This is a genomic window from Telluria sp. Soil_C_11 (genome assembly GCF_057657395.1).
The window spans coordinates 21,964-44,330 of record NZ_JBDGIN010000010.1 but is presented as its reverse complement, the minus strand read 5'-3'; the positions used below and the strand labels follow the sequence as shown (position 1 = coordinate 44,330).

Here is a 22,367-nt window from a genome sequence, read left to right as displayed (position 1 = left end):
ATACAACTAGCGGGCGCCGGGCCTTAACACTAATGGAGTCACAATGTCCATTCCCTCACCTTATTCTGAACGGAAAGTTCTACCTTTTTTCCCCAGTGCTCCAGACGAAGCGTTGATCTTCTCGCGCTGTATCGCGTACCACCTATTGGCCTGCAATCGCTCCGTCCGCGCAAGCAAAATTATTTTGTTTGATAACGAGTACGCACGTTCCGTTGACCCGTTTGGCGCGAACCTTGGAAAGCTCATGCAGGTGTTGCCGCAAGAAGGTTTTGCGGTAGATCGTCTTTTCGAACATGCTACTCTGTTTGGGTTTTATAGCGCCCCCTTGTCGCCCGAACGAAAAAGACTTTGGCGAGACAACCAGCTTTCGGGCGATGCTCGTCTTATAAATAAGTTCATGACAGGCAGTTCCGGACAGAAGATCCGTCTAATTAAGGAGCACCTAAATTTTTGCAAGATGTGTAGACGCGACGATGAAATATCGTATGGGATAGCGCATTGGAGAACAGTACATCAGCTTCCTGGCGTGACCCACTGCCCGCTACATTTTATTCCACTTTGCGGTCTGTGCGCAAAATGTAGGCTCCCCACTGCCGCCGAAGACTCGTGGCATCCACCTAGCGAAACATGTCCTCATTGCGGGAGCTCTGCTTTTCTTGAGGACGATATGCCTCAACTGTCTGTACACTTGCGATTTGTTGAGTTATGCAATTTGGCTGCCCGTGGAATCCCAGCCGGACTCGCGAGCGCGGACCGAAAGCAGTTGTATTCTCAGTTTTATCAAAGGGCAGGCCGGTCAATAGATCAGCGCGTAGAAAAGCTGATCGAGGTTCTTTTAAAGCGTTGGGAGGTAGACAGCCTTGATTGCCTCCAATCTCTTCTGCAGGTAATGATAACTAGGAAGTTCTTGGCGCAGGCAATCACTTCTCAAGACACTACTCAGAGTCCTGGCGGACATTTAGCAGTTATCGCCGCGCTGGAAGCTGAAGGATATACACGCAAGAAGCGAAACGGGAAAAAACTCAAGCATGACGACCCGCCCACTCAAATTCTCTCAGACGAATGTCAGGCAATACTGGACGAGCTAGCGTGTAATGCATGCGCACTACTAAAAGCTATCGAACGAGTTTGTGATGTCCAAGGACTTCCGGCGAGGATTGGCACTATGCTAATAGACGGGACCCAAAACGATGCAACGCGGCAATTTCGAATAGATCAGTACCGAGGTGCCAGGCTACTAGTTGCGTTGGACGGCATCGACTTCAAGGCAGAAGGGATAGTTTTCTCATCCAATCTCAACGAGTCTGAATTCAATTTCTCTACCCTTCGTAGTGCCATGAAGTGGCATAAAGTGAGAAACGCTCACAGAGCTTCCATTCAGGATCTCTTGCTGCAGGGACAGTTGCAGCTCGGCGATTCTCGGGAAGCAATACTTCGATCTGTTATATGGAGCGGCAAAAATGACCCTGTGTGGCTTGGAAAGCTATTTAGCGCAGACGATCCGTTCAGCGAGAAAGCTAGAACAATGTGCCGAAAAAGTATCATCGATGCAATAAGGAATGGTTGCAGGATCCCGAGTTCGGTTCGACGCAGCGCCCCAATAGCGTTCGAATTATGTCGACTATTCGACGCATGCTGGCTTAATTCGACGATACCCCCCACGAAATACGAAGGACTATCGTTTGCAGACCGGCGAGCGCGTTGCCGAAGAATGATCACCATCGCTCTTGAAGCCGGGATCACAGATCGAGCAAACATGCCTAAGCGCGCAAAAAGATGGTGTCTTGAGAATGACCGCGAATGGCTGGAGCAGACCGTACCATGCAAATCCACGGGAAGACCTCTGCGGAAGCTCTGACTCTCTATGCTACCGATGCTCTCCTGTTTGTTCATTTTCAAGGAAACACCGCAGTGCTTCGAATGCTCGACGTTCAGCGTCTTGAGCACTTGTCACTCGAGATGGATCGGGAGCGGTCGAAAGTTTAAGAAAACCTGCTCAACCTCCCGCCTGGCAGCAAGCCAATCCTGAAGCAGTGTTCACGACTTTATTGTCCTGTTTGAGCTTCTATCCCGGTGTAACAGGCGACCTGCGCGCGCTCGGCCCCATCCGTGACTCGGACACGGCTCCCTTTCGCAGCGCAGCCCGTGTTCCCAACTTTATTATTTTCCGTGCCGGTCTGCAGATGCCTCAGGATGCATCTGTTCCGATCTTTATGATGTGCGAACGAGTGCAATTGATCCATCGTTCCTAGCGACTTTGTTCCGAACTTTATTAACGCGAAACAGTCGACACGACGACGGCCCGCTTCGGCGGGCCGTTGCCGTTTACGACCGGTGCAAATCAACGACAGCATCGATGTGTTTGAGTTGACCAAAGCCAATAAAGAAGGGATTCGCTCCTGACCGCATGTACCTTGGCGTTAAATACGCACACCTTTCCTTAGCGAGGAGATTCCGTGGACACGAAGCGATTCCTGATGGCCCTGTGCATCGGCGCAAGCGCCTGCGCCCTGACCGGCTGCGCCACGCCGCCCCACAAGACGGTGCTGACGACCGACAAGATTTATCCGGCAATCGGCCCTTATTCCCAGATGGTCGGATACGGCAATCTCATCTATATATCGGGCATCATTTCGCTGAACAGGACCGGCACCGCGATCGAGGGTACGACCATCGAAGAGCAGACGAAGCATGTGCTCGACTACATCGGCGCCGGGCTGGCCTCGCAGGGCCTGACTTATGACGACGTCCTGAACAGCACCGTCTACATGAAGGACCTGAACGAGTTCACGGCGATGAACGGCGTGTACGGCCAGTATTTCAGGAAGGATCCGCCGGCCCGCGCCACCATCGAAGTGGCGCGCCTGCCGCGCGACGCGAAAATCGAAATCGCCGTCGTCGCGGGGCGCCGCTAGCCCCGGGCCGCTGGCTGTTGCGGATTGTTGACTGTCAGTCACAAATACGCAACAGCCGGACCGGTCAATTGTCATGAAACTGTATCGGTTTGTCGATCTGCGCCAGCAATTGTGCCTCTTTGATATTTGCTCTTATACAATGAGAGATCAAGGAGAACTCACTCAATGTATCGCGTACTGTTGGTCGAAGACGATCCGCGTCTGGCGGAACTGGTCACGGAATACCTGTCCGGCTATGAATTTTCGGTTGATCTCGCCACGCGTGGCGACACGGCGCTCGAGCATTTCAAGCAGAGCGCGCCCGACATCGTCGTGCTCGACCTGATGTTGCCCGGCATGGACGGCATGGTCGTGTGCCGCCAGATCCGCGAACATTCCGACGTGCCGATCCTGATCCTGACGGCGCGCGAAGACACCTACGACGAAGTATCGGGCCTGGAACAGGGCGCGGACGACTTCGTCAACAAGCCGGTCCAGCCGCGGGTGCTGCTGGCCCGCCTGCGCGCCCTGCTGCGCCGCACCCAGGCCAAGGCGCTGGACACGCGGATGCTGGAGTTCGGCGGCTTGCGCATCATGACCAAGGACCGCAGCGTCACCTGGCGCGGCCAGCCTTGCGTGCTCAGCAATACCGAATACAAGCTGCTGCTGGTGCTGGCCGAGGCGGCCGGCCGGGTGCTGTCGCGCGACGAGCTGCTCAAGAAGATGCGCGGCATCGAGTTCGACGGCCTGGACCGCAGCATCGACAACTGCATCTCGAAGCTGCGCAAGAAGTTCGACGACAACTTGTCGGAAAAGATCAAGACCGTGTGGGGCGAGGGTTACCTGTTCTCGCCCTCGGCCTGGAATTGAAGGGGCTCACAAAAGCCGCAGGACAAGGCGCATGGTCGGAATTCAGCGGCCTCCCGAGACGTCGATGAAGCTGCCAGTCGTATAGGACGCTTCATCGGACAGCAGCCACAGGATCGCCCGCGCCACTTCTTCCGCTTCTCCTCCCCGCCCCATCGGCACCGACGATTTCAGGCGTTCGATGCGTCCCGGCTCGCCGCCGCTGGCGTGCATGTCCGTGTCGATCAGGCCGGGCCGCACGCCGTTCACGCGGATGCCCTCGTTCGCCGTTTCCTTCGCCAGCCCGATCGTCAGCGCGTCCAGCGCCGCCTTGGACGCCGCATAGTCGACGTATTCCCCGGCCGCGCCCAGCACGCCGGCGCGCGAAGAGACGTTGACGATCGCGCCGCCGCTGCCGCCGTGCCGCGTCGACATGCGCAGCACGGCTTCGCGCGCGCACAGGAAGCTGCCGGTGACGTTGGTGGCCAGGATGCGGCCGATGCGCGCCGCGTCCATCTGCTCGACCCGCATCTGGCGGGCCAGGATGCCGGCGTTGTTGACGAGGGCGTCGAGCCGGCCCCAGCGCGCGTCGACCTCGGCGAACATGCGCAGCACCTCGTCTTCCCGGGAGACGTCGGCCTGCACGGCGAAGGCGCGGCCGCCGGCGCTTTCGATGGCGCGCACGACCTGCGCGGCCGCATCGGCATCGCTGCGGTAGTTGACGGCGACCTGGTAGCCGCGCGCGGCGGCCAGCAGCGCGCAGGCGGCGCCGATGCCACGGCTGGCGCCGGTGATGAGGATGGTTTTAGTCATGCGCGCAAGAATAGCGCGCCTAGTCGAAGATGGGAAGAATCGCCAGCGGCGCATTGAAGGTGACGACCTGGCCGCGCTCGACGCCGGTCCCGAAACGCCAGATGACGGCGGGGAAGCCTTCGTCGGCATCGCCGGTCGTCAGCGGCAGCACCTGCTCGGGGACGTCCGGCCGGCGCAGGCGCGCCCCGCCCTCGGCCCGCTTCAGGAACACGAAACGCACGGCGGCGCACTGGCGCGCGCGCTGGGAGGCGTCGACGTAGCGCAGGAAGGCCAGCGCCTGGGTGCAGGCGGCGCGCAGGTCGGCCACGTCGTACATGCCGTCGGCGCGTACCGCGATCGACACCTGCGGGCGCATCGTGAAGCCGCCCTTGCGGCTCAGCGACAGCACGGCGTTCTCGTCGTAGGCGGCCTTCTGCAGCGGGAACACGGTGCGTCCCAGCGGATCGAGCGGCAGGCTCAGCTGGGTGGTCTTCCCGGACAGCAGGAGCTGCAGCCCTTCGGCCAGGGCGCCGCGCTCCCTGGGCAGCACCTGCAGCTGGCTCACCAGCAGGTTCTTGGGGCCGCCGTATTTCTCGAACGCGACCATCGCCCGGTAGGCATCCCGGTAACTCACGGCATCCCCGTCGCGCGCCTGTGCGCCGGCCGAACCGGCCGCCAGCAGCAGGGCAAGGGATACGATGAATTGTCGGGCAGGACGCATCGTCAGAATCGATAAGCGAAGGCGGTCGAAACCGTCAGGTTGGTGGACCGCTCGGTCAGCGGGCTATGGCGGGCGTCGCCCAGCAGGCGTTTGGCCTGCAGGTTCGAGGTCAGCATCCAGGAAGGGGTCAGGGTCCAGTGCCAGCGTGCGCCAAGCTGGACGTCCTGCACGCCGCCGCCCGGCGCGTAGGCGCCGAAGCGGCTGCGCCTGGCTTCCTCTTCGGTGACGCCGAAATACGTTGCGTTGTACTGGCGGTTGACGATGCCCACGCCTGCGCTCAGCGACACCCGATGGCGCTCGCCGTCGGCCAGGGCCAGGCGCTGGACGCCCAGCTCCAGGCGCGCGCCGTCATGGTCCCTGCCCGCGCCGGCCAGCAGGCTGGAGGTCAGGCGCCATTGCGGACTCAGGTACCGATTGTAGAAGGCCCCGGCTTGCAGGCGCGCACCGATCTCATCCATCCCGCCCAGGCCTGTCGGCGCCGTGCGCAAATTCTCGCCGGCGATCGGCAAGGGGCCGACGAAGCCGAAACCGCCGATCTCCCTGCCGCTGCCGGTGGCGTCACGGCCGGGCTTGACCGCCAGCAGCGGGCCGTACTCGACGGTCGGTGAATTCGACAGGTGCATGCCCGCGCTCATCCCGGAAATGAAGACCCCGTTGCTCCATTCGACCTGCAGCACCGGCAAGGCCGACACCTTGCGGCTGCCCGTTCCTTCGTAGCGTGGCGCCGACTGCACGCCCAGGCCCACGTACATGTCGCGGCTGCCGTCGGGCATCGGATTGACGGCCGGCGTCTGGGCGCGCGCGATGCCGCCGGCCAGCGAACCGGCCAGTGCGCCAGCACCCAGGACGAAGGAAAGAAACTTGTTCATATGCAGAGCCAAAGATTCGGGAAGACAACATTCTACGTGCTTGCCGCCCGTCCTCCTCTCTCCGACGAATAAAAAAAGCCCGCCTTCACTCGCGCATCAGGCGGGCCAAACGGAAAAACCTGATTTCTGCTCATCGTACGCAGGGTTGGCAAGCAAATCTCCCTCGACATGTCGGCCTTTTGTCTTCAATTTGTAAAACATCAACCTTATGATGCTTGCTCCTATACAATCCCGCCTATGAGCAAGTCGAACCATTTACGCGTAACCGGTAGTTACCCCGCTGGGGCGGCGGCGTGAACCGTCTGTTCTTCCGCTTCTTCATCCTGGTCATGCTGTCGATCACGGCAGCGACCTTCGTCGTCTATTTCCTGTTCGCGCGCCTGTTCGGCGATCCGCTGGACGACATCGCGCGGCGCCAGGCGTCGGCCCAGATCTTCCTGCTCGAACAATACGTGGACCAGGCGCCCGCCGACGAATGGCTCGGGCGCCTGAACAAGGTGCGCGAGGTATCCAAGGTGCATTTCGACCTGATCCCGCTGGACCAGGCCCGCAGTGCCCTGCCGCGCGGCACGCTGGCAGCCTTCGAGCGCGGCGAGATCGTGCTCGACCCGGCCCGCAAGACCTTCCTGCGGCGGGTCGACCTCGGCGGCGGGCGCTACATCGGCAGCAACGAGGAGGCGATCCGCGCCTCCAGCCTGCCGATCGACCTCGGCCAGGCGCTCCTGATGGAAGTGCTGCGCTACGTGGTGGTGGCGCTGGCGCTGCTGGTGCCGATCGCGCTGTGGTCGCGCTCGCACTGGCAGGGCCTGCAGATGCTGTCGCGGGTGGCGGACGAATTCGGCGCCGGCAAGCTGTCGGCGCGCGCCGCCATGAAGCCGTCGGATGCGGCCTATCCGCTGGCCGGACGCATCAATGCGATGGCCGGGCGCATCCAGGGTTTATTGGAATCGCAGAAGAACCTGCTGCACTCGGTGTCGCACGAATTGCGCACCCCGATCGCGCGCCTGGAATTCGCGCTCGAACTGCTCGCGGACCAGGCCGGCGACCCCAGATTGGCCAAGCGCATCGATGCGATGCACGGCGACCTGGCCGAGCTGAACGAACTGGTGAACGAATTGCTCTCGATGAGCAAACTGGACAACGTCTCCGCGCCGCAGCGCGCCCTGTTCGAGGTCGAGCCGGTGCTGCGCGAATGCGCCGACGGCTTGCATCCACGCCCGGCCAACCTGCACGTCGAACTCGGCGCCATGCTGGGCAGCGTCGACGGCGACCGCCGCCTGCTGGCGCGCGCGGTCGGCAACCTGCTGCGCAATGCCCAGAAATATGCGGCGCAGACGGTGGCGCTGAGCGCGCGCCGCCGCGGCGACCTGCTCGAGATCCTGATCGACGACGATGGTCCCGGCATTCCCGAGGAGGAGCGGGAGCGCATCTTCGAACCATTCTACCGGCTCGACCGCAGCCGCGACCGCGCCACCGGCGGTTTCGGCCTCGGGCTGTCGATCGCGCGCAAGGCGGTCGGACTGCACGGCGGCACCCTGCACGTGGAGCGTTCTCCGCTGGGCGGGGCGCGCTTTGCCATCAGCCTGCCGGACGGCGTCATCGCAGCCTAGAGGGGCTGGCAAAGCCCCATGGCGGCGATGCCAGCCCCTCTAATTCACTGGTTATTTCGACGCCGCCGCCTTGTCGACCAGGGCGTCGGCCACCTGCAGCGTGGCCCTGAACAGCTCCTGCGGGTTGTGCGTCTTCAGGGTGGCATTGGCCATCGACGGCGAGGTCATGTAGCGGCCGTCGACGACCAGGGTCGGCACCGAGTCGACCCCGTACGTACTGATCAGCTTGCTTAGCTGGCGCATGCGGGCCTGCACGCCGAAGGAGTTCCAGGCATTCAGGAAGGTCGCGCGCTCGATCCCGTTCTTCGAGACCCAGTCGATGATGGCCTCGTCCCTGTTCAGGCGGATGCGCTGCCGGTGCACGGCATCGAACACCTTGCCGTGCATCTCGTCGAGCTTGCCCAGCGCTTCCAGGGTCACGAACAGGTGGGCTTCCGGATCGTTCGGGCCGGTGAACGGCATGTGGATGCGGCGCACCTGGATGCGGTCGCCCTGCTTCCTGACCCATTCCTCGAAGCCCGGCTCGAGGCCGTTGCACACCGGGCAGTGGTACATGAAGAACTCGATCACCTCGACCTTCTTGCCGGCCGCCTGCACCGGCTGGGGCTGGGCGAGGGTCGTGTAGTCGACGCCGTTCTGCGGGCTGGCCGGCGAAGCGAAGGCGGGAGCGGCGGTGGCAGTGACGAGCAGGCAGGCAGCGGCGGCAAGGCGCAGTAGACGCATGGGCAATTCCTCGTGACGGGTTGACGGACAAGGCCTAGCTTAGCATTCTTTGCGGGAAAGATTGCCTTAAAGGAAACTCAGGGGCAAAAAAAATCCCGCCGGCGTGGCGGGATGCTGTCCTGATGCTTCAGCGGCGGCGGTGGGGCTCGGGCGGCGCTTCCGGCTTCACGTGGCTCACGCCGTACCACAGGTGTTCCCACCAGTGCTCGCGCGAACGCACGGTCAGCAGGCAACGCTGGTCGATCTCTCCTTTGAACAGCGGGTCCGCACACTTGTTCGTCATCAGGGCGTAACGCTGGTTTTCGGCATTCACCAACGTGATGCAGAGCCAGAAGACCATACCGACGAGCACCGCCACGATGCCCCAGGCCCAGTGGAGGTAATAACTGGTGTCGGTCAAGTCCTCGTCTTCCGGCTTGGACTTGTCGTAGATCTTCAGGATCTTGCCTTCTGCATCGCTCATTTCGTCTTGGCAGCCTTTGCAACCAGCGCGTCCATCACCTGCAGGGTGGCCTGGAACAGCTGCGGTTCATTATTCGTCTTGACCGAATTGTAAACCGTGGCCGGCGAGGTCTGGTACTTGCCGTCGATAACGACGGTCGGCACGCCATCGACCTTGTACTCATTGACGATCTGCGGCAGGCGGCGCAGCTTGGTCATCACGCCGAACGAGTTCCAGGCGTTGGTGAAGGTTGCGCGGTCGATGCCGTTCTTCGAGACCCAGTCGATGATCGCAGCGTCCTGGTTCAGGCGGATGCGGTCCACGTGCACGGCCTTGAACACCTTGGCGTGCATCTCGTCGACCTTGCCCAGCGCTTCCAGGGTCAGGTACAGGTGCGCTTCCGGATCGTTGGGGCCGGTGAACGGCAGGTGCACGCGCTTCAGGACGATGTTGTCACCCTGCTTTTTGACCCACTGTTCGAACTGCGGTTCCAGCGCGTTGCAGTGCGGGCAGTGGTACATGAAGAACTCGATCACCTCGACCTTCTTGCCGGCAGCCTGCACCGGCTGCGGCTGAGCGAGCGTCACGTATTCGACGCCGTTCTTCGGATCGGTCGGCGAGGCAAAAGCGGTGCTGGCGACGAGGCTGGCGGCAAGCAGGGCAAAACGCAGGGAACGCATAAGAATCCTTCTCGAATTGGTTGTGCAAACGACCGCGAGATTACCACTTTTTCGCCGGCCAACCTTAGTCACGGCTTATTTTTTGCAATGCTTACCGCTTGTTACACCGGTACCACCCAAGAGTTAACACTGGGGTCAGACTCCCGATTTTGGAAAAAGCCAGTAGGACATTTCCAAAAACCGGAGTCTGACCCCGGTTTGATTTGGATTAGAAGTCGTAGCGGGCCGAGAGCTTGAGCTGGCGGCCGTCGCTCGGGTAGATGCCCGAGCGGCAGCCGAAGGCGTTGCTGAAGTAATGGCGGTCGGCCAGGTTCAGGCCCGCGGCTGCGAGCTCCCATGGGCCCAGCTTGACGGCGTAGCGCGCGTCGAAGGTCACGTAGGACGGCATGCGCGCGGCGCAGCTGTTGTCGAAGTCGCTGCCGTAACGCTGGCGGTCGACCCATTGCGCGCCGAAATCGGCGCTCTGGCCATTGCCTGGCAGCCAGGCCAGGCGCGCCGTGACCACGTTCTTCGGCACCAGCACCATCTCGCGGCCGGCGTTCGGGCCTTCGGTGAAGGTGGCGTTCACGTGCTGCAAATGGGCGGTGGCGCGCCAGCCCGGCGCCAGCCGGGCCTCGGCATCGATTTCGACGCCTTCGCGGCGCGTCGGGTCGAGGTTGGTGTTGGCGAAGGCGGTCGGGTCGTAGAAGATTTCGTTGTCCAGCTTGTGGCGGAACACGCGCGCCGTGACCTTGCGCGCTTCATCGCCCCAGCTCGCGCCCAGCTCCAGGTCATGCGAGGTCTGCACCTTCAGCAGGCTGAGGCTGGTGCGGAAGCTGTTCTCGTCGACGTTGGCCACGCGGTAGCTCTGCCCTGCGCGCGCGCTCAGGGTCAGTTGCGGCAGCACGCGGTAGCTGCCCTGGGCTTCCCAGGCGTTCCGGGCCTGCGAACCGTTGTCCGGCGTGCCACCCATGATCGCGTCGACGTAGTCCTTGTCGAAGATTTCGCGGCGTGCGCCCAGGGCCACGCGCCCGTCGTGGGCCGGGTCGAAGCGCAGCTCGTCGCGCACGTAAAAGGCCTTCGATTTCTGGCTGGCGTCGGCCAGCGAATAATCCGCGGTGGTCTTGCGCTTCCAGTCGATCACGTCGATGCCGGTGACCAGCTCGTTCAGCATGCCGGCGCCCACGTCACGCAACCAGCGCGCGCGCGGCGAGAACTGGGTCTGGCGGCCCTTGTACTTGGTCACCGATGCGCTGGGGCCGAAGAAGTAGTTCGATTCCGCATCGCGCTCGCGGTGCGACAGCTCGGCCGCCAGGTCGACCGCACCCAGGCGGTATTCGGCGAAGGCGTTCACGCGGTCGGTGTCGAGCGAGCCGAAGTCGTTCGGGGTCTGGGTCTGGCGCGGGTTGGCCTCGAACTGGGCCAGGGTCAGGGAGCCCGGCAGGCGCGAGTCCTGGCGCGCGCTCTCCACCCGCACGCCGGCGCGGCCGCCCGTGTACGCGAGCTGCACGCCGGCCGCGACGCTGTCCTGTTTGAAGGCATTGTTGGCGCGGTAGTTGTCGTTGTCCTGGCGCGCCACGGCGACGTCGGCGCTGATGGCGCCCGCGGTGTGCGACAGGGAAGCGCGCAGGTCGCGCTCCTTGAATTGGCCGGCTTCGGCGAAGATGGAGCCATGCGTGCCCGGCTGGCTGCGCAGCGCCTCCTTGCGGGTCACGATCTGGATCACGCCGCCGGTCGCGCCCTCGCCGTACAGCACGCTGCTGCCGCCGCGCACGATCTCGATGCGCTCGACGGTGTCGATCGGGATGGTCGACAGCACCGCACTGGCCAGTTCGTTCTCGTTCAGGCGCACGCCGTCGACCATGATCACCATGTTCTGCGCGCCGTTGGCGCCGAAGCCGCGCAGGTCGAGTGCGAAGTCGGGCGAGGAGTCCAGGCTCTGGCGGCCGAACACGCCGCCGATCTTGCGGATGGCCTGGTTGACGTCGTTCACGCCGGCCTGTCGGATCTCGTCGCGGGTGATGACGGTGGCGCCGATCGGCTCGAGGGTGTCGGCGCTGGGAAAGCGGGCCCCGGTGATCACGACGGTCGCGGGGGCGGCCTCGTCGGCATGAACGGCGAAAGGAATGGATACGGCAATGGCGCAGGCCAGCGCGAGCGGCTTCTTGGAATTCATCGATGGATTAAAGTTCGATCGTTAGGCCGGCGCGCGTCCCCGCACACCGGCTCGTCACGGAAGCGCGGCAATGCGCCCGCTTCCCCCTGTCCTGGCCGGTATCCGGGCTCGCAAGACAGACTGCTCCACCTTCCTACGCGCAGGGCGCGCAGTGGTCATCGAAGCAGCCAGCCGCCATGAAGGCGGCGCTTGTTTACCGTTGCGGGGGCAGCACACGTTGGCGCGGCGCCGGGGGCACCTGCGCTCCGTGTTTCCCGTTTAACTGCACGCGCAGACCACGCGTGCGGGCACCAGAACCCGTGAATTATAAACCCAATAAGCAACATTCCCGGTCCATTTGTCGCCATGTGTGAGTTTTCTGACAGTGTTTTCGAATATAGTGTGAACACAAATACAACTTAACGAAATTCAATCCTTAGGGGACCTTTGCATGAGATTGAGTTCCACCGTACTGCGCACGGGCGCGCTCGCCGCCCTGCTGGCGGCAGGGGTCGCGGTTACCGCCGACCTGCTCGCCGAACCGGGTGGCCCGGCCGCCGCGCCGGCGCCGTCCCTCGACGGCATCGCCCTGGCGGCGCCGAACGCCGCCGCGGTGAGCGTTCCCAGCAGCCCGAACGCCTGGGGCGGCGCCCGCACCGGGCTCGAAGCGACGCTGTCCGACCGCGTCGTCCACTACGACATCGACGCCACGCTCGACCCAGTGAAGCACACGGTGACGGGCCGCGAAAAACTCACCTGGCGCAACCGGAGCAGCGTGCCGGTGAAGAGCGTCTACGTGCACCTGTACATGAATGCCTTCGAAGGCACGGGCAGCACCTTCTTTACCGAGAAGCGCGAGCGCGACTCCGGCTTCCGCTCCGGCGTCGAGATCAAGGATGGCGAATGGGGCCACATCGCCCTGCGCAGCGTCACCCAGGGCGAGGCCGCCGTGCCCTGGACCTTCGTCCATCCGGACAAGGGCCCGGCGACGGACCACACCGTGGTGCGCTTCGACCTGCCGGCGGCAGTGGCGCCCGGCGCCTCGACCACCTTCGACATCGACTTCCACACCCAGCTGCCGCGCGTGATGGCGCGCACCGGTTACTTCGGCACCTTCCACCTGGTCGGCCAGTGGTATCCGAAGATCGGCGTGCTGGAACTGCCGGGCGAACGCGGGGCCACGGCGCCGCGCTGGAACGCCCACGAATTCCACCTGAACTCCGAGTTCTACGCCGACTTCGGCAGCTTCGACGTCAGGCTGACGGTGCCGAAGGAGTACACGGTCGGCGCCACCGGCGAACCGCAGGGCGCTCCGCTCGAGAAGAACGGCATGCTGACCCACCGCTACGTGCAGGGCGACGTCCACGACTTCGCCTGGACCGCCGACAAGCGCAGCGCGAAACCGATGGTCGAGACCTGGACCGGCCCGGGCAGCCCGAACGTCACCGTCACCGTGCTGTATCCGCCCGAGTACGCGGCCAGCGCGGCGCCGGCCATGAAGGCGGCCAGGGATTCGCTGACCTACTTCTCGAACACGCTCGGCCCCTATCCCTACAAGACGCTGACCGTGGTGATCCCGCCGCACAACGCCGAGGAAGCGGGCGGCATGGAATACCCGACCTTCTTCACCGCCGAGGGCTATGCGCGGGTCGAGCCGGGCACCGCCACCCAGTACCTGCTCGACTTCGTCACCATCCACGAATTCGGGCACGGCTACTTCTACGGCCTGCTGGCGAATAACGAGTTCGAAGAGCCGATGCTGGACGAAGGCCTGAACGAATACTGGGACCTGCGCATGGTCCGCGAGCGCGGCCAGCAGGTGTTCGCCGGCACCCCGCTCACCCGCAGGCTCGGCTTCGCCCCGGCCTTCGATGCCTTCGCCGCCGAACGCACGGGCACCCCGCGCGCCGATCCCGCCGACGCGCCCGGCCAGAACGCCTACGACCGCCTGCAGGGCATCGGCCCGGTCTACAGCCGCACCGCGACCATGATGCGCGACCTCGAAGCGCGCATCGGCAAGGAGCCAATCGAACGCGCCTTCAAGGAATACTACCGGCGCTGGAAGTTCCGCCATCCGAGCACCGCCGACCTGCGCGAGACCCTGGCCGACGTCACCGGCCAGCGCGCCGCGGTCGAAGCCGTGTTCGCCCAGCAGGTCTATGCGGCGACCAGGGTCGACGACCGCATCGCCGACTTCAGCAGCCGCGAACAGCTGCCGCTGCCGGGCACGCGCCAGGCGGGCAGCGACTGGGTCGAGGACAAGCAGGCCGACCTCGACAAGCGCATCGAGAAGGACCGCGACGCCTGGAAGAAGGCGAACCCCAAAGCGAAGGAAGGGCTAGGCCCCTACCCCTTCCGCACCGAAGTGCTGGTGCGCCGCTACGGCGCCGCGGTGCCGCAGGTGCTGACCGTGAAGTTCGCCGACGGCAGCGCCGAGACCGTGCGCTGGGACGCCAACGAGAGCTGGCACAAGTTCAGCTGGACCAGGCCGGCGCGCGCCGTCTCGGCCGAACTCGACCCGCAGCGCCAGCACTACCTCGACGTCAGCAAGCTGGACGACAGCCGGACACTCCAGCCCGACGCCAGCGCCTCGCGCCGCTGGGGCATGGACGTCGCCGCCTTCATCGAATACCTCCTCACCCTGATCGCGACCGTATGATGAGCACCGACCAGACCCTCGACTCTCCTTCCCTGGCGCCGCAGAACAGCAGCGTGCGCCGCCGCAGCGGCCTGCGTCCGCTGTCCGGCGCCATGCGCGCCGCCCTGCAATGGCGCCTGATGCTGTGGTGGGCCGTGCTGCTGCTCCTGCCGACCCTCGCCGCCAGCCTGCCGGTATGGCAGATGCTGGGCGCGAACCTCGACCATTCCATCCATGCGCCCCAGCTGGCGGAGAAGCTCGACATGCTCGCCATCGCCGACCTGATGGGCAGCGCGCGCGAGCGCTTCGCCCCCGCCATCGGCAGCGGCGGCATCGTCGCGCTGGCGCTGACCCTGCTGCTGTCGCCGCTGCTGGCCGGGATGACCATCTACGCCGCGCGCGCCCCCAAACGCCCCGGCATGATCGACCTGCTGGCCGGCGGTGCCCAGCACTATGCGCGCATGTTCCGCATGCTGCTGTGGAGCGTCGTGCCGCTCGCGATCGCTGGCGTCCTGGCCGGCATCGCCTTCAAGATCGCCGGCAGGACGCTTGATACCGCGATCCTGGAAAGCGATGCCGAGCAGGCCTCGCGGCTGGCAATGATCTTCGCCGCGGTGGTGTTCGCGCTGGTGCACGCCACCATCGACGCCGGCCGCGCCCTGCTGGCCAACGAACGCCGGCGCCGCTCGGCCATCGTGGCCTGGTGGGGCGGCGTGCGGCTGATGCTGCGCCGTCCGTTCTCGCTGCTGGGCGTCTACGTGGCGGTCACCGGCATCGGCCTGGTGCTGGCCGCCCTGCTGGCGCTGGCCCGCCTGCAGGTGCCGGCGCTGGGCGCGGGCGGCACCGCCGCCGCCTTCCTGCTGACCCAGCTGGCGGTGCTGGTGCTGGGCTGGATGCGCAGCGCGCGGCTGTTTGCGATGATGGCGCTGGTGCGGGCACGGCCGCAGTAAGCGCCGGCTGGGCCGCGCACTGAACGTTTGTCGTCCCCGCGCAGGCGGGGACCCAAGTCCTGCTTGACTAGCCGTCACGCAAACCAACTTGGGTTCCCGCCTGCGCGGGAACGACGGGGTGACGCCCAGCGCGAGATCGACGGGTGCGCTACCATGGCGGCATCACCGTCCCACCAAGGAGCCGCCATGACCACCCGCCTGCCCACCTATTTCGTCTCGCACGGAGGCGGCCCGTGGCCGTGGATGAAGGACCAGTACGGCGGCGCCTACGACCGCCTGGAAGCGTCGCTGGTCGACATGAAGCGCCAGGCGGGCGCCCGGCCGAAAGCCGTGCTGGTGGTGACCAGCCACTGGGAGACCGACCAGTTCACGGTCTCGAGCGGCGCGGCGCCCGGCATGATCTACGACTACGGCGGCTTCCCGCCGCACACCTACCAGATCCGCTACCCGGCGCCGGGCGACCCGCAACTGGCCGCGCGCGTGGCGGACCTGCTGAACGGCGCCGGCCAGCCGGCCACGCTCGACCCGGATCGCGGCCTCGACCACGGCACCTTCTCGATGCTCTATCCGGTCTATCCGGAAGCCGACATGCCGGTGGTGCAGCTGTCGATCCGCCATGGCTACGACCCGTCCGTGCACCTGGCCGCCGGCCGCGCGCTGGCGCCGCTGCGCGACGAGGGCGTGCTGATCGTCGGCAGCGGGCTGTCCTTCCACAACCTGCGCCAGTTCGGCCCCGGCGGCGCGCTGGCCTCGCACGCCTTCGACACCTGGCTGCAGCACGTGCTGCTGGAATTGTCGCCGGCCGACCGCGAACAGGCCTTGCTGCACTGGAGCGAAGCGCCCTACGCGCGCCATGCGCACCCGCGCGAGGATCACCTGGTGCCGCTGTGGGTGGCTTTAGGGGCGGCCGAGCAGGAGCAGGCTGCCTGTGTGTATCATGAGGATGCGTTCTTCGGGGCGCTGACGGTGTCCAGTTTCAGATTCGGAAAAACCGCCTAAGTATCGGGGCTTCGAGAAACCGTAGCGAGCAGGGCTCAGTTTGGGTTGAGAAGCGCAGCCGTACTTACGGTACGGCGAGCATCGCAGACCCAAAATGTGCCCGCGCAGTAGGTTTATCGAAGTCCCCTCACGTACCGCGCTTGCCGCGGGCAGCCTCTTCGGCCTTGCGCGCCGCTTTCTCGGCCGCGATGCGGGCCTTCTCTTCCATCTCGATGCGGTGCTTCTCGAGCGCCACGGCGCGCGTCTCCGGGGTCTCCAGGCTGATGCGGCCCAGCGCCCCCTGGCGGTAATCCTGGAGCAGCACGTGGGCCGCCTTTTCGTAGTCGTAGTCGCCGCCGCGCACGCGGAAGCCGCGGCGTGCCGCCACGCCTTCGATCACACCGAAGCCGTCCATGCCCTCGGTCTTGAGGCCGTAGCGGGCGCTCAGGAGCTGCGGATAGCGCTCCAGCAGCAGCGCGCCCAGGAACTCGGCCACTTCTTCCTCGATCACGGCATTGGTGCCGATCGCATGGCTGGCGGCCAGCATCAGGCCGTCGCTTTCCATCGCGATCTTCGGCCACAGCATGCCGGGGGTGTCGACCAGCACCGTGAACTTGTCCAGGTAGATCTTTTGCTGGGCCTTGGTGACGGCCGGCTCGTCGCCGACCTTGGCCACGCGCTTCTTGAGCAGCGCGTTCATCAGGGTCGACTTGCCGACGTTCGGGATGCCCATGATCATGATGCGCAGCGGCTTGGTCGGTACGCCGCGGTGCGGGGCCAGCGTCTTGCACAGGTCGGGGATCCGCGCCACGTCGGACGGCTTCTTGGTCGTCATCGGATAGGCCGTCACGCCGTCCTGGGCATCGTACCAGGCGGCCCAGGCGGCGGTCGCCACGGGGTCGGCCAGGTCGGTCTTGTTCAGGACCTTCAGGCAGGGGCGCTGGCGGAACTTGCGCAGTTCCTCGACCATCGGGTTGCTGCTCGCCTGGGGCAGGCGCGCGTCCAGGACCTCGATGACCACATCGGTGTTTTCCATCTGCTCCGCGGCCTGCTTGCGGGCCGCGGCCATGTGGCCCGGGAACCATTGAATCGACATGCTTACTCTCAATAATCTGCGTACAAGACGCTATTTTACGCTGGAGAAGCTGGCGAGCTCCTGTTCGGTGAAGGTCGGGTTGGCCACGGCCTGGCGCAGCAGCTCCGCGAGGTCGCCGCGCCGCAGCAGCGCGAGATCCTCGTGCTGGCGCGCGAGCGTACGCTGGATCAGGGGGTGGGCCAGCAGCCTGGCTTCCTTTTTCGGCGTGTTCGGGACCACGCCCGTGAGGCGGATCGCCGCCTGGTCGGTGGCATCGTACTCGCGCCCGACCGCCGATTCGGCCTGGCTCGGCTGGTCCACCAGCAGGCAGCGGATCGCATAGGCCAGCGAGGCCAGCCCGTCCTCGGCCATCTGCGTCAGCAGGCCGCCTTCGGCCTCCTTCCCGGGAATCATGCGCATGACTTCGTCCAGCACCGCCGGCCAGGGCTGGCTGTCCGGGTCGTGCGCCAGGATGCATTGCCACAGCTCGGCGACGATCTCGCGCGCACGGCCCGCGGTCGCCGGCGCGTGGACGGCCGCGAAGCGCTCGCAGGCCGGCATCAGCCGCGTTGCGGCCGCCGTGGCGCAGGCCAGCCGCGCCGTCGGCGGGAGCGCCGCCAGCTCGGCCAGCAGGCCCTGCCCGTCATAGCTAAAACTTGTGGAATCTGCCATTCGCACATTTTACCGCGCTGTCGGCTTGACCCCGCATTCGCTCGGCGGCAGCGGCTGGCCGGGGTCAAAAGCCCGCAGCGCGTTGCCTGCCAGTGTGACGTCCCTGGCGAACTCGGTCAGGTAGCGGGTCCTTTCCTCGCTCTGCCATTCTTCATCCGAGAATCCCTTCAGTGGATGATTCTTGCCCGTAAATACCTTGCCTTCCAGGCGCGGCATCAGGGCCCGGTCGGGGTCCGTGTTTTCCTTCAGGAGGTAGCCGTCGACGTCGCGCAGGGTCAATGGCAGGGCCGCATTCTGGTCGCGCATCAGCTTGCCGAACATGGTCAGCCTGATCGCGTTGGGACCGGGGCCGAGCACGTCGTTGAAGGTCAGCAAGGCAAACGGCTTGCCGCGCGCATCGTCGACCCGGCCGCTGACGATGTAGCGCCCGGGCATGCGCACCTCCACGGGAAGGATGAAACTGAGCGAGCCGTTCTCGACCGCTTCGCGGATCTGCCCGGTCCAGACCGCCGGCAGCTCGGGCGTGTAGATCACGTCGAACATCACCACCCCGTTCCTGCCGTTGACGTTGTAGCTGACCTGGGTGCGGATGGTGCCGTTGAAACCCGCCAGGCCGGTCTGCGCCGGCGCCAGCACGCCGGCCCAGGCGCCGTCGTTCGGCACCGGGTCGGCGCCGCTGCCGTCATCCAGGAAGGGGATGCTCACCTGCGGACTCTGGCGCGTGCCCTTGTAGGTGATGCCTTGCGAAACGGCGCGGGTGATCACCAGCGGCTGCACCTGGCCGGCCGCGTCGACGGCGCGCAGCGAGAACGCGACCGCCTCGTTGGCGGCCATGTAGACGCGCGACTGCGAGGTCTGCAGCTGCACGCGGCTGTCCGTGCCGCCGCCCTGCAGGCGCATGGGGTGCATGTCGGTGACCGGCGCGTTCGGCGTATCCTGGTCGGCGTTTTCCGCGATCGGCCGCGACCCCGAAGGATACTGGCTGCCGTCGCGGTAGCTGCAAAAGGTGTGGTCGGCCAGCTGGTAGTTGTCGACCAGCTGCTGCCGGCGCTGCTTGCGGTCGTCGACGGCCGGCAGGCCCGGCTCGTCCACCGGGTGGAAGAAAGGCTGGCCCTGCGGCGCCGGGGCCTGGGCCGCCACGGCCGGCGCGGCCGGGGCGCCATGGCCCATCAGGCTCCAGACCAGGGCGGCCAGCAGCGCCAGCGCGCAGGCCGGCAATACCAGGCCGCGCAGCCAGGGCCGCGGTGCGGACCGCGGCTTCGCTGGCCGGCGGCCCTGCGGAGGCTTGTTAGAGGGCACTGTTCACCATCGCACTTCGGACGACGGAAACGATGCCTGCCCAGTTCCTGTTCGTGTAGTGGTTGTAGGCCTCGCTGTCGTCCCGGAACGAGACCGAGTGGTAGCTCCACTTCGCCCTGCCACCTTCGTTCGCGGCGGCGCCGAGCGTCAGGTCGTTGCAGAACCAGTCGCGGGGATTGCAGTAGGAGCCGCCGGAACTGCCCGCGACCCCGCCCGCGCTGTGGTAGGCCACCGCTTCGTCGTCCTGGCCCGGCAGGATCGCCGAATAGGAAGTGCCCTTGGCGCCGGCATACATGTAGAACCAGATGCCGCGCGTGGCGTTGTGGTCGTACATGGCGCGCGCGGTCGAGGTCTTCAGGTCCTGCGTGAGCGGATCGGAGACCGCCCAGGAGCCATAGTCGGCCAGTTCGGAACCGCCGGCGGCGCCGGCGGCGGTGCGCACCCACTTGATGTTCCAGCCGGTCTGCGAGGTACCGTCCGAATTGCCGCACACGCCCGACGAATTGGGCGTCGCGTTCTTCTTCATGCGTGCCGAGCCGCCGTAGTTGGCCAGGGTATAGCCGATCATCAGGTCGCCGGCGCTGTGGGTCGCGATGTAGCACCAGTTGCTGCCGGTGCAGAAGCAGTCCAGCGCGTCGCGGATGTGGTAGCTCTGCGAGGAGATGCTGTTGTAGCCGTCCCAGTTGGCGGCCTTCTTGTTGACGCCCGCCGCGGTCGACGACGGGCCCCAGTAGGTGAAGCTGTTGTAGTCGCCGATGGTGCCGCCGCCGTTGCGGCCGTTGATCCATAAGGTGTAGTTCGTTGCCGATGCCAGTCCCGAGGTCAGCCCGGCTGCGGCGAACAGGCATGACGCCAGTATCGTGCGTATCGCTCTCATCTCGTCCCCACTCGTTCGTTGTCCCTGGATTGCGTTCGCTGCCCGCCCGGCTGCACAGCAAGAAATCCGCATGGCCGTGCCACAGCCGAATCCAATGTAGATGGGGTGTATGTACGCGTCAATGACCGCACGAGCCAAATCGATACGTGTGGCGGAAACCGCAAACGCCGCATGGCCGGCGCGCAATGCGGATCAACGCGCGGTGCTGGCCATCGCACTTCGGACCACGGAGACGATGCCGCCCCAGTTCCCGTTCGTGTAATGGCCGTAGTCCTCGCCGTCGTCGCGGAAGGCGACCGAGTGGTAAGCCCACTTCGTGCTGCCGCCCTGGTTCGGCGCCGTGCCCAGGGTCAGGTCGTTGCAGAACCAGTCGCCCGGGTTGCACAGGGCCATGCCCGAACTGCCGGAGACGCCGCCCGCGCTGTGATAGGGCTCGACCTCGTCGTCCTGGCCCGGCAGGATGAAGGAATACAGCGCGCCCCTGGCGCCGGCATACATGTAGAACCAGATGTTGCGCGTGTTGTTGTGGTTGTACATGGCGCGCGCGGTCGTGGTCCGCACGTCCTGCACCAGCGGTTCCGAGGTGAACCAGGCGCCGATGTCCGCCAGCTCCGAGCCGCCGCTAGAACTGGCGGCGGCGCGCACCCACTTGATGTTCCAGCCGGTTTGCGTCCCGCCGCCGCCCCGGTTGCCGCACATGCCGACCGGATTGGGAATGGCGTTCTTCTTCAGCCGCGCCGAGCCGCCGTAGTTGGCCAGGGTGTAGCCGAGCAGCAGGTCGCCGGCGCTGTGGGTCGCGATATAGCACCAGTTGTTCCCGGTGCAGAAGCAGTCGAGGGCATTGCGGACGAGGTAGCTCTGGGTGGCGATGCTGCTGCGGCCGTCCCAGTTGACGGCCTTCTTGTTGACGCCCGCGGGCATCGAGGCCGGGCCCCAGTAAGTGAAGCTGTCGTAGTCGCCGACGATGCCGCCTCCCAGGCGGCCGTTGATCCACAGCGTGTAATTGGTGGCCGCGGCCAGCCGCGGGGTCAGTCCACATACGGCGAGCAGGCATAGCGCCGCCGCGAGGCGCAGCAGTTTCATATCCCCTCCAGTCGTGTTTGGTGTGGAGGTTAGATACTGCCGCGTTGCGCCGGTTCCGGAACGCGGTTTAATCCAGCTTCAATCCAGGTCGGCCAGCACCTTGACGTGCGCCGCCACGCTGCGGCCAAGTGCCGACAGGTTGTAGCCGCCTTCCAGGCAGCTGACGATGCGCCCGCCGGCGTGCCGGCGCGCGACCTCGACCAGCTGGCGGGTGATCCAGGCATAGTCGGCCTCGACCAGCGCCATGCCGCCCAGCTCGTCTTCCCTGTGGGCGTCGAAGCCGGCCGAGATGAAGATCATCTGCGGGCGGTGCGCATGCAGGGCCGGCAGCCACTGTTCCTGCACCAGCTTGCGCACCACCTCGCCGCCGCTGTAGGCCGGCACCGGGATGTTCACGCTGGTCGCGGTCACCGGGGCCGGCTCGGTGTACGGATAGAAGGGATGCTGGAAGAAGCTGGCCATCAGCACGCGCGGATCGTCGCGGAAGGACTCCTCGGTGCCGTTGCCGTGGTGGACGTCGAAATCGACGATGGCGACCCGCTCCAGTCCATGCACCTCGAGCGCGTGGCGGGCGGCGATGGCGACGTTGTTGAACAGGCAGAATCCCATCGGCTCGCCGGGCCGCGCATGGTGGCCGGGCGGGCGGATCGCGCAGAAGGCATTGTCGACCGCGCCCGCGATCACGTCGTCGGTGGCGGCCAGCGCCAGGCCGGCGGCGCGCAGGGCGGCCTGGTAGCTGTGCTTGCACAGCAGGGTGTCGCCGTCGAGCGGATAATGTTCGCCGGCGCCCGGCAGGTTGTCGCGCACCAGGTCGAGCGCGCCCTGGCTGTGGTTGCGCAGGATCGCATCGAGGCCGGCCGGCGCGCCGTCGCGGCGCTCGACCAGCCCATCCAGCCGCGCCAGGATCAGCTGGTCCTCGATCGCCTGCAGGCGCGCCGGCGTTTCGGGGTGCCAGTCGCCCATCTCGTGCAGGGAACAGTCCGGGTGGCTGTAGATTGCTGTGCTCATTGTGCTGCGCTCATCCGTATCACATGGATCGGCGTTCTCGCATAGAATCGAAATGCCGATAAAAAGATTGCCGATG

20 protein-coding genes and 1 riboswitch are annotated in these 22,367 nt (G+C 65.3%); of the genes, 7 read left to right on the top strand and 13 right to left on the bottom strand.

Translation table 11 applies throughout. The annotated features are described in order from the left end of the window. The first annotated feature begins 43 nt into the window (after positions 1-43). The 3 genes from AC3A6M_RS17005 to AC3A6M_RS16995 all read left to right on the top strand — a co-directional run bounded on the left by AC3A6M_RS17005 (position 44) and on the right by AC3A6M_RS16995 (position 3,764). Positions 44-1,858, top strand: coding sequence for a TniQ family protein (locus AC3A6M_RS17005; protein ID WP_487853908.1), 1,815 nt, complete (start codon positions 44-46; stop codon positions 1,856-1,858). Positions 1,859-2,477: 619 nt separating this feature from the next. Continuing rightward, complete coding sequence (locus AC3A6M_RS17000; RefSeq protein ID WP_487854011.1) at positions 2,478-2,915, top strand: Rid family detoxifying hydrolase; 438 nt, start codon at positions 2,478-2,480, stop codon at positions 2,913-2,915. 165 nt (positions 2,916-3,080) lie between these two features. Further along, a complete protein-coding gene (locus AC3A6M_RS16995; protein ID WP_487853907.1) occupies positions 3,081-3,764 on the top strand; it encodes a response regulator in 684 nt (227 codons plus the stop codon). Positions 3,765-3,806: 42 nt separating this feature from the next. On the opposite strand, the gene AC3A6M_RS16990 is transcribed toward AC3A6M_RS16995, so the two are convergent. The 3 genes from AC3A6M_RS16990 to AC3A6M_RS16980 are packed head-to-tail and all read right to left on the bottom strand — an operon-like array spanning position 3,807 to position 6,122. Beyond that, positions 3,807-4,553, bottom strand: coding sequence for an SDR family oxidoreductase (locus AC3A6M_RS16990; protein WP_487853906.1), 747 nt, complete (start codon positions 4,551-4,553; stop codon positions 3,807-3,809). Between the two features lie 19 nt (positions 4,554-4,572). After that, positions 4,573-5,253: a hypothetical protein gene (locus tag AC3A6M_RS16985; protein ID WP_487853905.1), complete on the bottom strand. Its 681-nt coding sequence runs from the start codon at positions 5,251-5,253 to the stop codon at positions 4,573-4,575. A 2-nt stretch (positions 5,254-5,255) separates the two neighbouring features. Further along, on the bottom strand, positions 5,256-6,122 hold the full coding sequence (locus AC3A6M_RS16980; protein ID WP_487853904.1) for a MipA/OmpV family protein: 867 nt from the start codon (positions 6,120-6,122) through the stop codon (positions 5,256-5,258). 293 nt (positions 6,123-6,415) lie between these two features. On the opposite strand from AC3A6M_RS16980, the gene AC3A6M_RS16975 reads away from it, so the two are divergent. Then, entirely contained in the window at positions 6,416-7,732 is a 1,317-nt protein-coding gene (locus AC3A6M_RS16975) for an ATP-binding protein (RefSeq protein WP_487853903.1), read from the top strand. 51 nt (positions 7,733-7,783) lie between these two features. Here AC3A6M_RS16975 and AC3A6M_RS16970 read toward each other — a convergent pair whose 3' ends face one another. The 4 genes from AC3A6M_RS16970 to AC3A6M_RS16955 form a co-directional block, all read right to left on the bottom strand. Next, the gene (locus tag AC3A6M_RS16970; protein ID WP_487853902.1) at positions 7,784-8,455 is read right to left on the bottom strand and encodes a thiol:disulfide interchange protein DsbA/DsbL; all 672 of its coding nucleotides are present in this window, start codon (positions 8,453-8,455) and stop codon (positions 7,784-7,786) included. Between the two features lie 127 nt (positions 8,456-8,582). Continuing rightward, positions 8,583-8,918: a hypothetical protein gene (locus AC3A6M_RS16965; RefSeq protein ID WP_487853901.1), complete on the bottom strand. Its 336-nt coding sequence runs from the start codon at positions 8,916-8,918 to the stop codon at positions 8,583-8,585. Next, the gene (locus tag AC3A6M_RS16960) at positions 8,915-9,577 is read right to left on the bottom strand and encodes a thiol:disulfide interchange protein DsbA/DsbL (protein ID WP_487853900.1); all 663 of its coding nucleotides are present in this window, start codon (positions 9,575-9,577) and stop codon (positions 8,915-8,917) included. Before AC3A6M_RS16960 ends, AC3A6M_RS16965 begins: the two co-directional genes overlap by 4 nt. Before the next feature lie 208 nt (positions 9,578-9,785). Beyond that, entirely contained in the window at positions 9,786-11,732 is a 1,947-nt protein-coding gene (locus tag AC3A6M_RS16955; protein WP_487853899.1) for a TonB-dependent receptor, read from the bottom strand. Positions 11,733-11,808: 76 nt separating this feature from the next. Further along, a riboswitch (cobalamin riboswitch) is annotated at positions 11,809-12,042 on the bottom strand. A gap of 120 nt (positions 12,043-12,162) precedes the next feature. Here AC3A6M_RS16955 and AC3A6M_RS16950 point away from each other — a divergent pair. The 3 genes from AC3A6M_RS16950 to AC3A6M_RS16940 all read left to right on the top strand — a co-directional run bounded on the left by AC3A6M_RS16950 (position 12,163) and on the right by AC3A6M_RS16940 (position 16,298). Next, positions 12,163-14,370 carry a M1 family metallopeptidase gene (locus tag AC3A6M_RS16950; RefSeq protein WP_487853898.1) on the top strand — a complete coding sequence of 736 codons (2,208 nt, stop codon included), beginning with the start codon at positions 12,163-12,165 and terminating at the stop codon, positions 14,368-14,370. Continuing rightward, positions 14,367-15,299, top strand: a complete 933-nt coding sequence (locus AC3A6M_RS16945) for a hypothetical protein (RefSeq protein WP_487853897.1) — start codon at positions 14,367-14,369, stop codon at positions 15,297-15,299. The genes AC3A6M_RS16950 and AC3A6M_RS16945 overlap by 4 nt, the downstream gene beginning before the upstream one ends. 186 nt (positions 15,300-15,485) lie before the next feature. Continuing rightward, complete coding sequence (locus AC3A6M_RS16940; protein ID WP_487853896.1) at positions 15,486-16,298, top strand: DODA-type extradiol aromatic ring-opening family dioxygenase; 813 nt, start codon at positions 15,486-15,488, stop codon at positions 16,296-16,298. Positions 16,299-16,425: 127 nt separating this feature from the next. On the opposite strand, the gene ylqF is transcribed toward AC3A6M_RS16940, so the two are convergent. The 6 genes from ylqF to AC3A6M_RS16910 all read right to left on the bottom strand — a co-directional run bounded on the left by ylqF (position 16,426) and on the right by AC3A6M_RS16910 (position 22,291). Then, positions 16,426-17,373 carry a ribosome biogenesis GTPase YlqF gene (gene ylqF, locus AC3A6M_RS16935; RefSeq protein ID WP_487853895.1) on the bottom strand — a complete coding sequence of 316 codons (948 nt, stop codon included), beginning with the start codon at positions 17,371-17,373 and terminating at the stop codon, positions 16,426-16,428. A gap of 30 nt (positions 17,374-17,403) precedes the next feature. Beyond that, entirely contained in the window at positions 17,404-18,024 is a 621-nt protein-coding gene (locus AC3A6M_RS16930) for a hypothetical protein (RefSeq protein ID WP_487853894.1), read from the bottom strand. A 9-nt stretch (positions 18,025-18,033) separates the two neighbouring features. Further along, positions 18,034-19,323: a choice-of-anchor X domain-containing protein gene (locus AC3A6M_RS16925; protein ID WP_487853893.1), complete on the bottom strand. Its 1,290-nt coding sequence runs from the start codon at positions 19,321-19,323 to the stop codon at positions 18,034-18,036. Then, positions 19,313-20,200: a hypothetical protein gene (locus AC3A6M_RS16920; RefSeq protein WP_487853892.1), complete on the bottom strand. Its 888-nt coding sequence runs from the start codon at positions 20,198-20,200 to the stop codon at positions 19,313-19,315. The genes AC3A6M_RS16925 and AC3A6M_RS16920 overlap by 11 nt, the downstream gene beginning before the upstream one ends. Before the next feature lie 192 nt (positions 20,201-20,392). Beyond that, positions 20,393-21,283: a hypothetical protein gene (locus AC3A6M_RS16915; protein WP_487853891.1), complete on the bottom strand. Its 891-nt coding sequence runs from the start codon at positions 21,281-21,283 to the stop codon at positions 20,393-20,395. Positions 21,284-21,361: 78 nt separating this feature from the next. Beyond that, the gene (locus AC3A6M_RS16910; RefSeq protein WP_487853890.1) at positions 21,362-22,291 is read right to left on the bottom strand and encodes a histone deacetylase family protein; all 930 of its coding nucleotides are present in this window, start codon (positions 22,289-22,291) and stop codon (positions 21,362-21,364) included. Between the last annotated feature and the right edge of the window lie 76 nt (positions 22,292-22,367).

Excerpts from the sequence above, each read along its gene's own strand:
- AC3A6M_RS16910 (WP_487853890.1), bottom strand. The coding sequence starts at position 22,291 with ATGAGCACAGCAATCTACAGCCACCCGGACTGTTCCCTGCACGAGATG.
- AC3A6M_RS16965 (WP_487853901.1), bottom strand. The coding sequence starts at position 8,918 with ATGAGCGATGCAGAAGGCAAGATCCTGAAGATCTACGACAAGTCCAAG.
- AC3A6M_RS16950 (WP_487853898.1), top strand. The coding sequence starts at position 12,163 with ATGAGATTGAGTTCCACCGTACTGCGCACGGGCGCGCTCGCCGCCCTG.
- AC3A6M_RS16930 (WP_487853894.1), bottom strand. The coding sequence starts at position 18,024 with ATGGCAGATTCCACAAGTTTTAGCTATGACGGGCAGGGCCTGCTGGCC.
- ylqF (WP_487853895.1), bottom strand. The coding sequence starts at position 17,373 with ATGTCGATTCAATGGTTCCCGGGCCACATGGCCGCGGCCCGCAAGCAG.
- AC3A6M_RS16990 (WP_487853906.1), bottom strand. The coding sequence starts at position 4,553 with ATGACTAAAACCATCCTCATCACCGGCGCCAGCCGTGGCATCGGCGCC.
- AC3A6M_RS17005 (WP_487853908.1), top strand. The coding sequence starts at position 44 with ATGTCCATTCCCTCACCTTATTCTGAACGGAAAGTTCTACCTTTTTTC.
- AC3A6M_RS17000 (WP_487854011.1), top strand. The coding sequence starts at position 2,478 with ATGGCCCTGTGCATCGGCGCAAGCGCCTGCGCCCTGACCGGCTGCGCC.
- AC3A6M_RS16995 (WP_487853907.1), top strand. The coding sequence starts at position 3,081 with ATGTATCGCGTACTGTTGGTCGAAGACGATCCGCGTCTGGCGGAACTG.
- AC3A6M_RS16915 (WP_487853891.1), bottom strand. The coding sequence starts at position 21,283 with ATGAAACTGCTGCGCCTCGCGGCGGCGCTATGCCTGCTCGCCGTATGT.
- AC3A6M_RS16960 (WP_487853900.1), bottom strand. The coding sequence starts at position 9,577 with ATGCGTTCCCTGCGTTTTGCCCTGCTTGCCGCCAGCCTCGTCGCCAGC.
- AC3A6M_RS16985 (WP_487853905.1), bottom strand. The coding sequence starts at position 5,253 with ATGCGTCCTGCCCGACAATTCATCGTATCCCTTGCCCTGCTGCTGGCG.
- AC3A6M_RS16980 (WP_487853904.1), bottom strand. The coding sequence starts at position 6,122 with ATGAACAAGTTTCTTTCCTTCGTCCTGGGTGCTGGCGCACTGGCCGGT.
- AC3A6M_RS16970 (WP_487853902.1), bottom strand. The coding sequence starts at position 8,455 with ATGCGTCTACTGCGCCTTGCCGCCGCTGCCTGCCTGCTCGTCACTGCC.
- AC3A6M_RS16940 (WP_487853896.1), top strand. The coding sequence starts at position 15,486 with ATGACCACCCGCCTGCCCACCTATTTCGTCTCGCACGGAGGCGGCCCG.
- AC3A6M_RS16945 (WP_487853897.1), top strand. The coding sequence starts at position 14,367 with ATGATGAGCACCGACCAGACCCTCGACTCTCCTTCCCTGGCGCCGCAG.
- AC3A6M_RS16955 (WP_487853899.1), bottom strand. The coding sequence starts at position 11,732 with ATGAATTCCAAGAAGCCGCTCGCGCTGGCCTGCGCCATTGCCGTATCC.
- AC3A6M_RS16920 (WP_487853892.1), bottom strand. The coding sequence starts at position 20,200 with ATGAGAGCGATACGCACGATACTGGCGTCATGCCTGTTCGCCGCAGCC.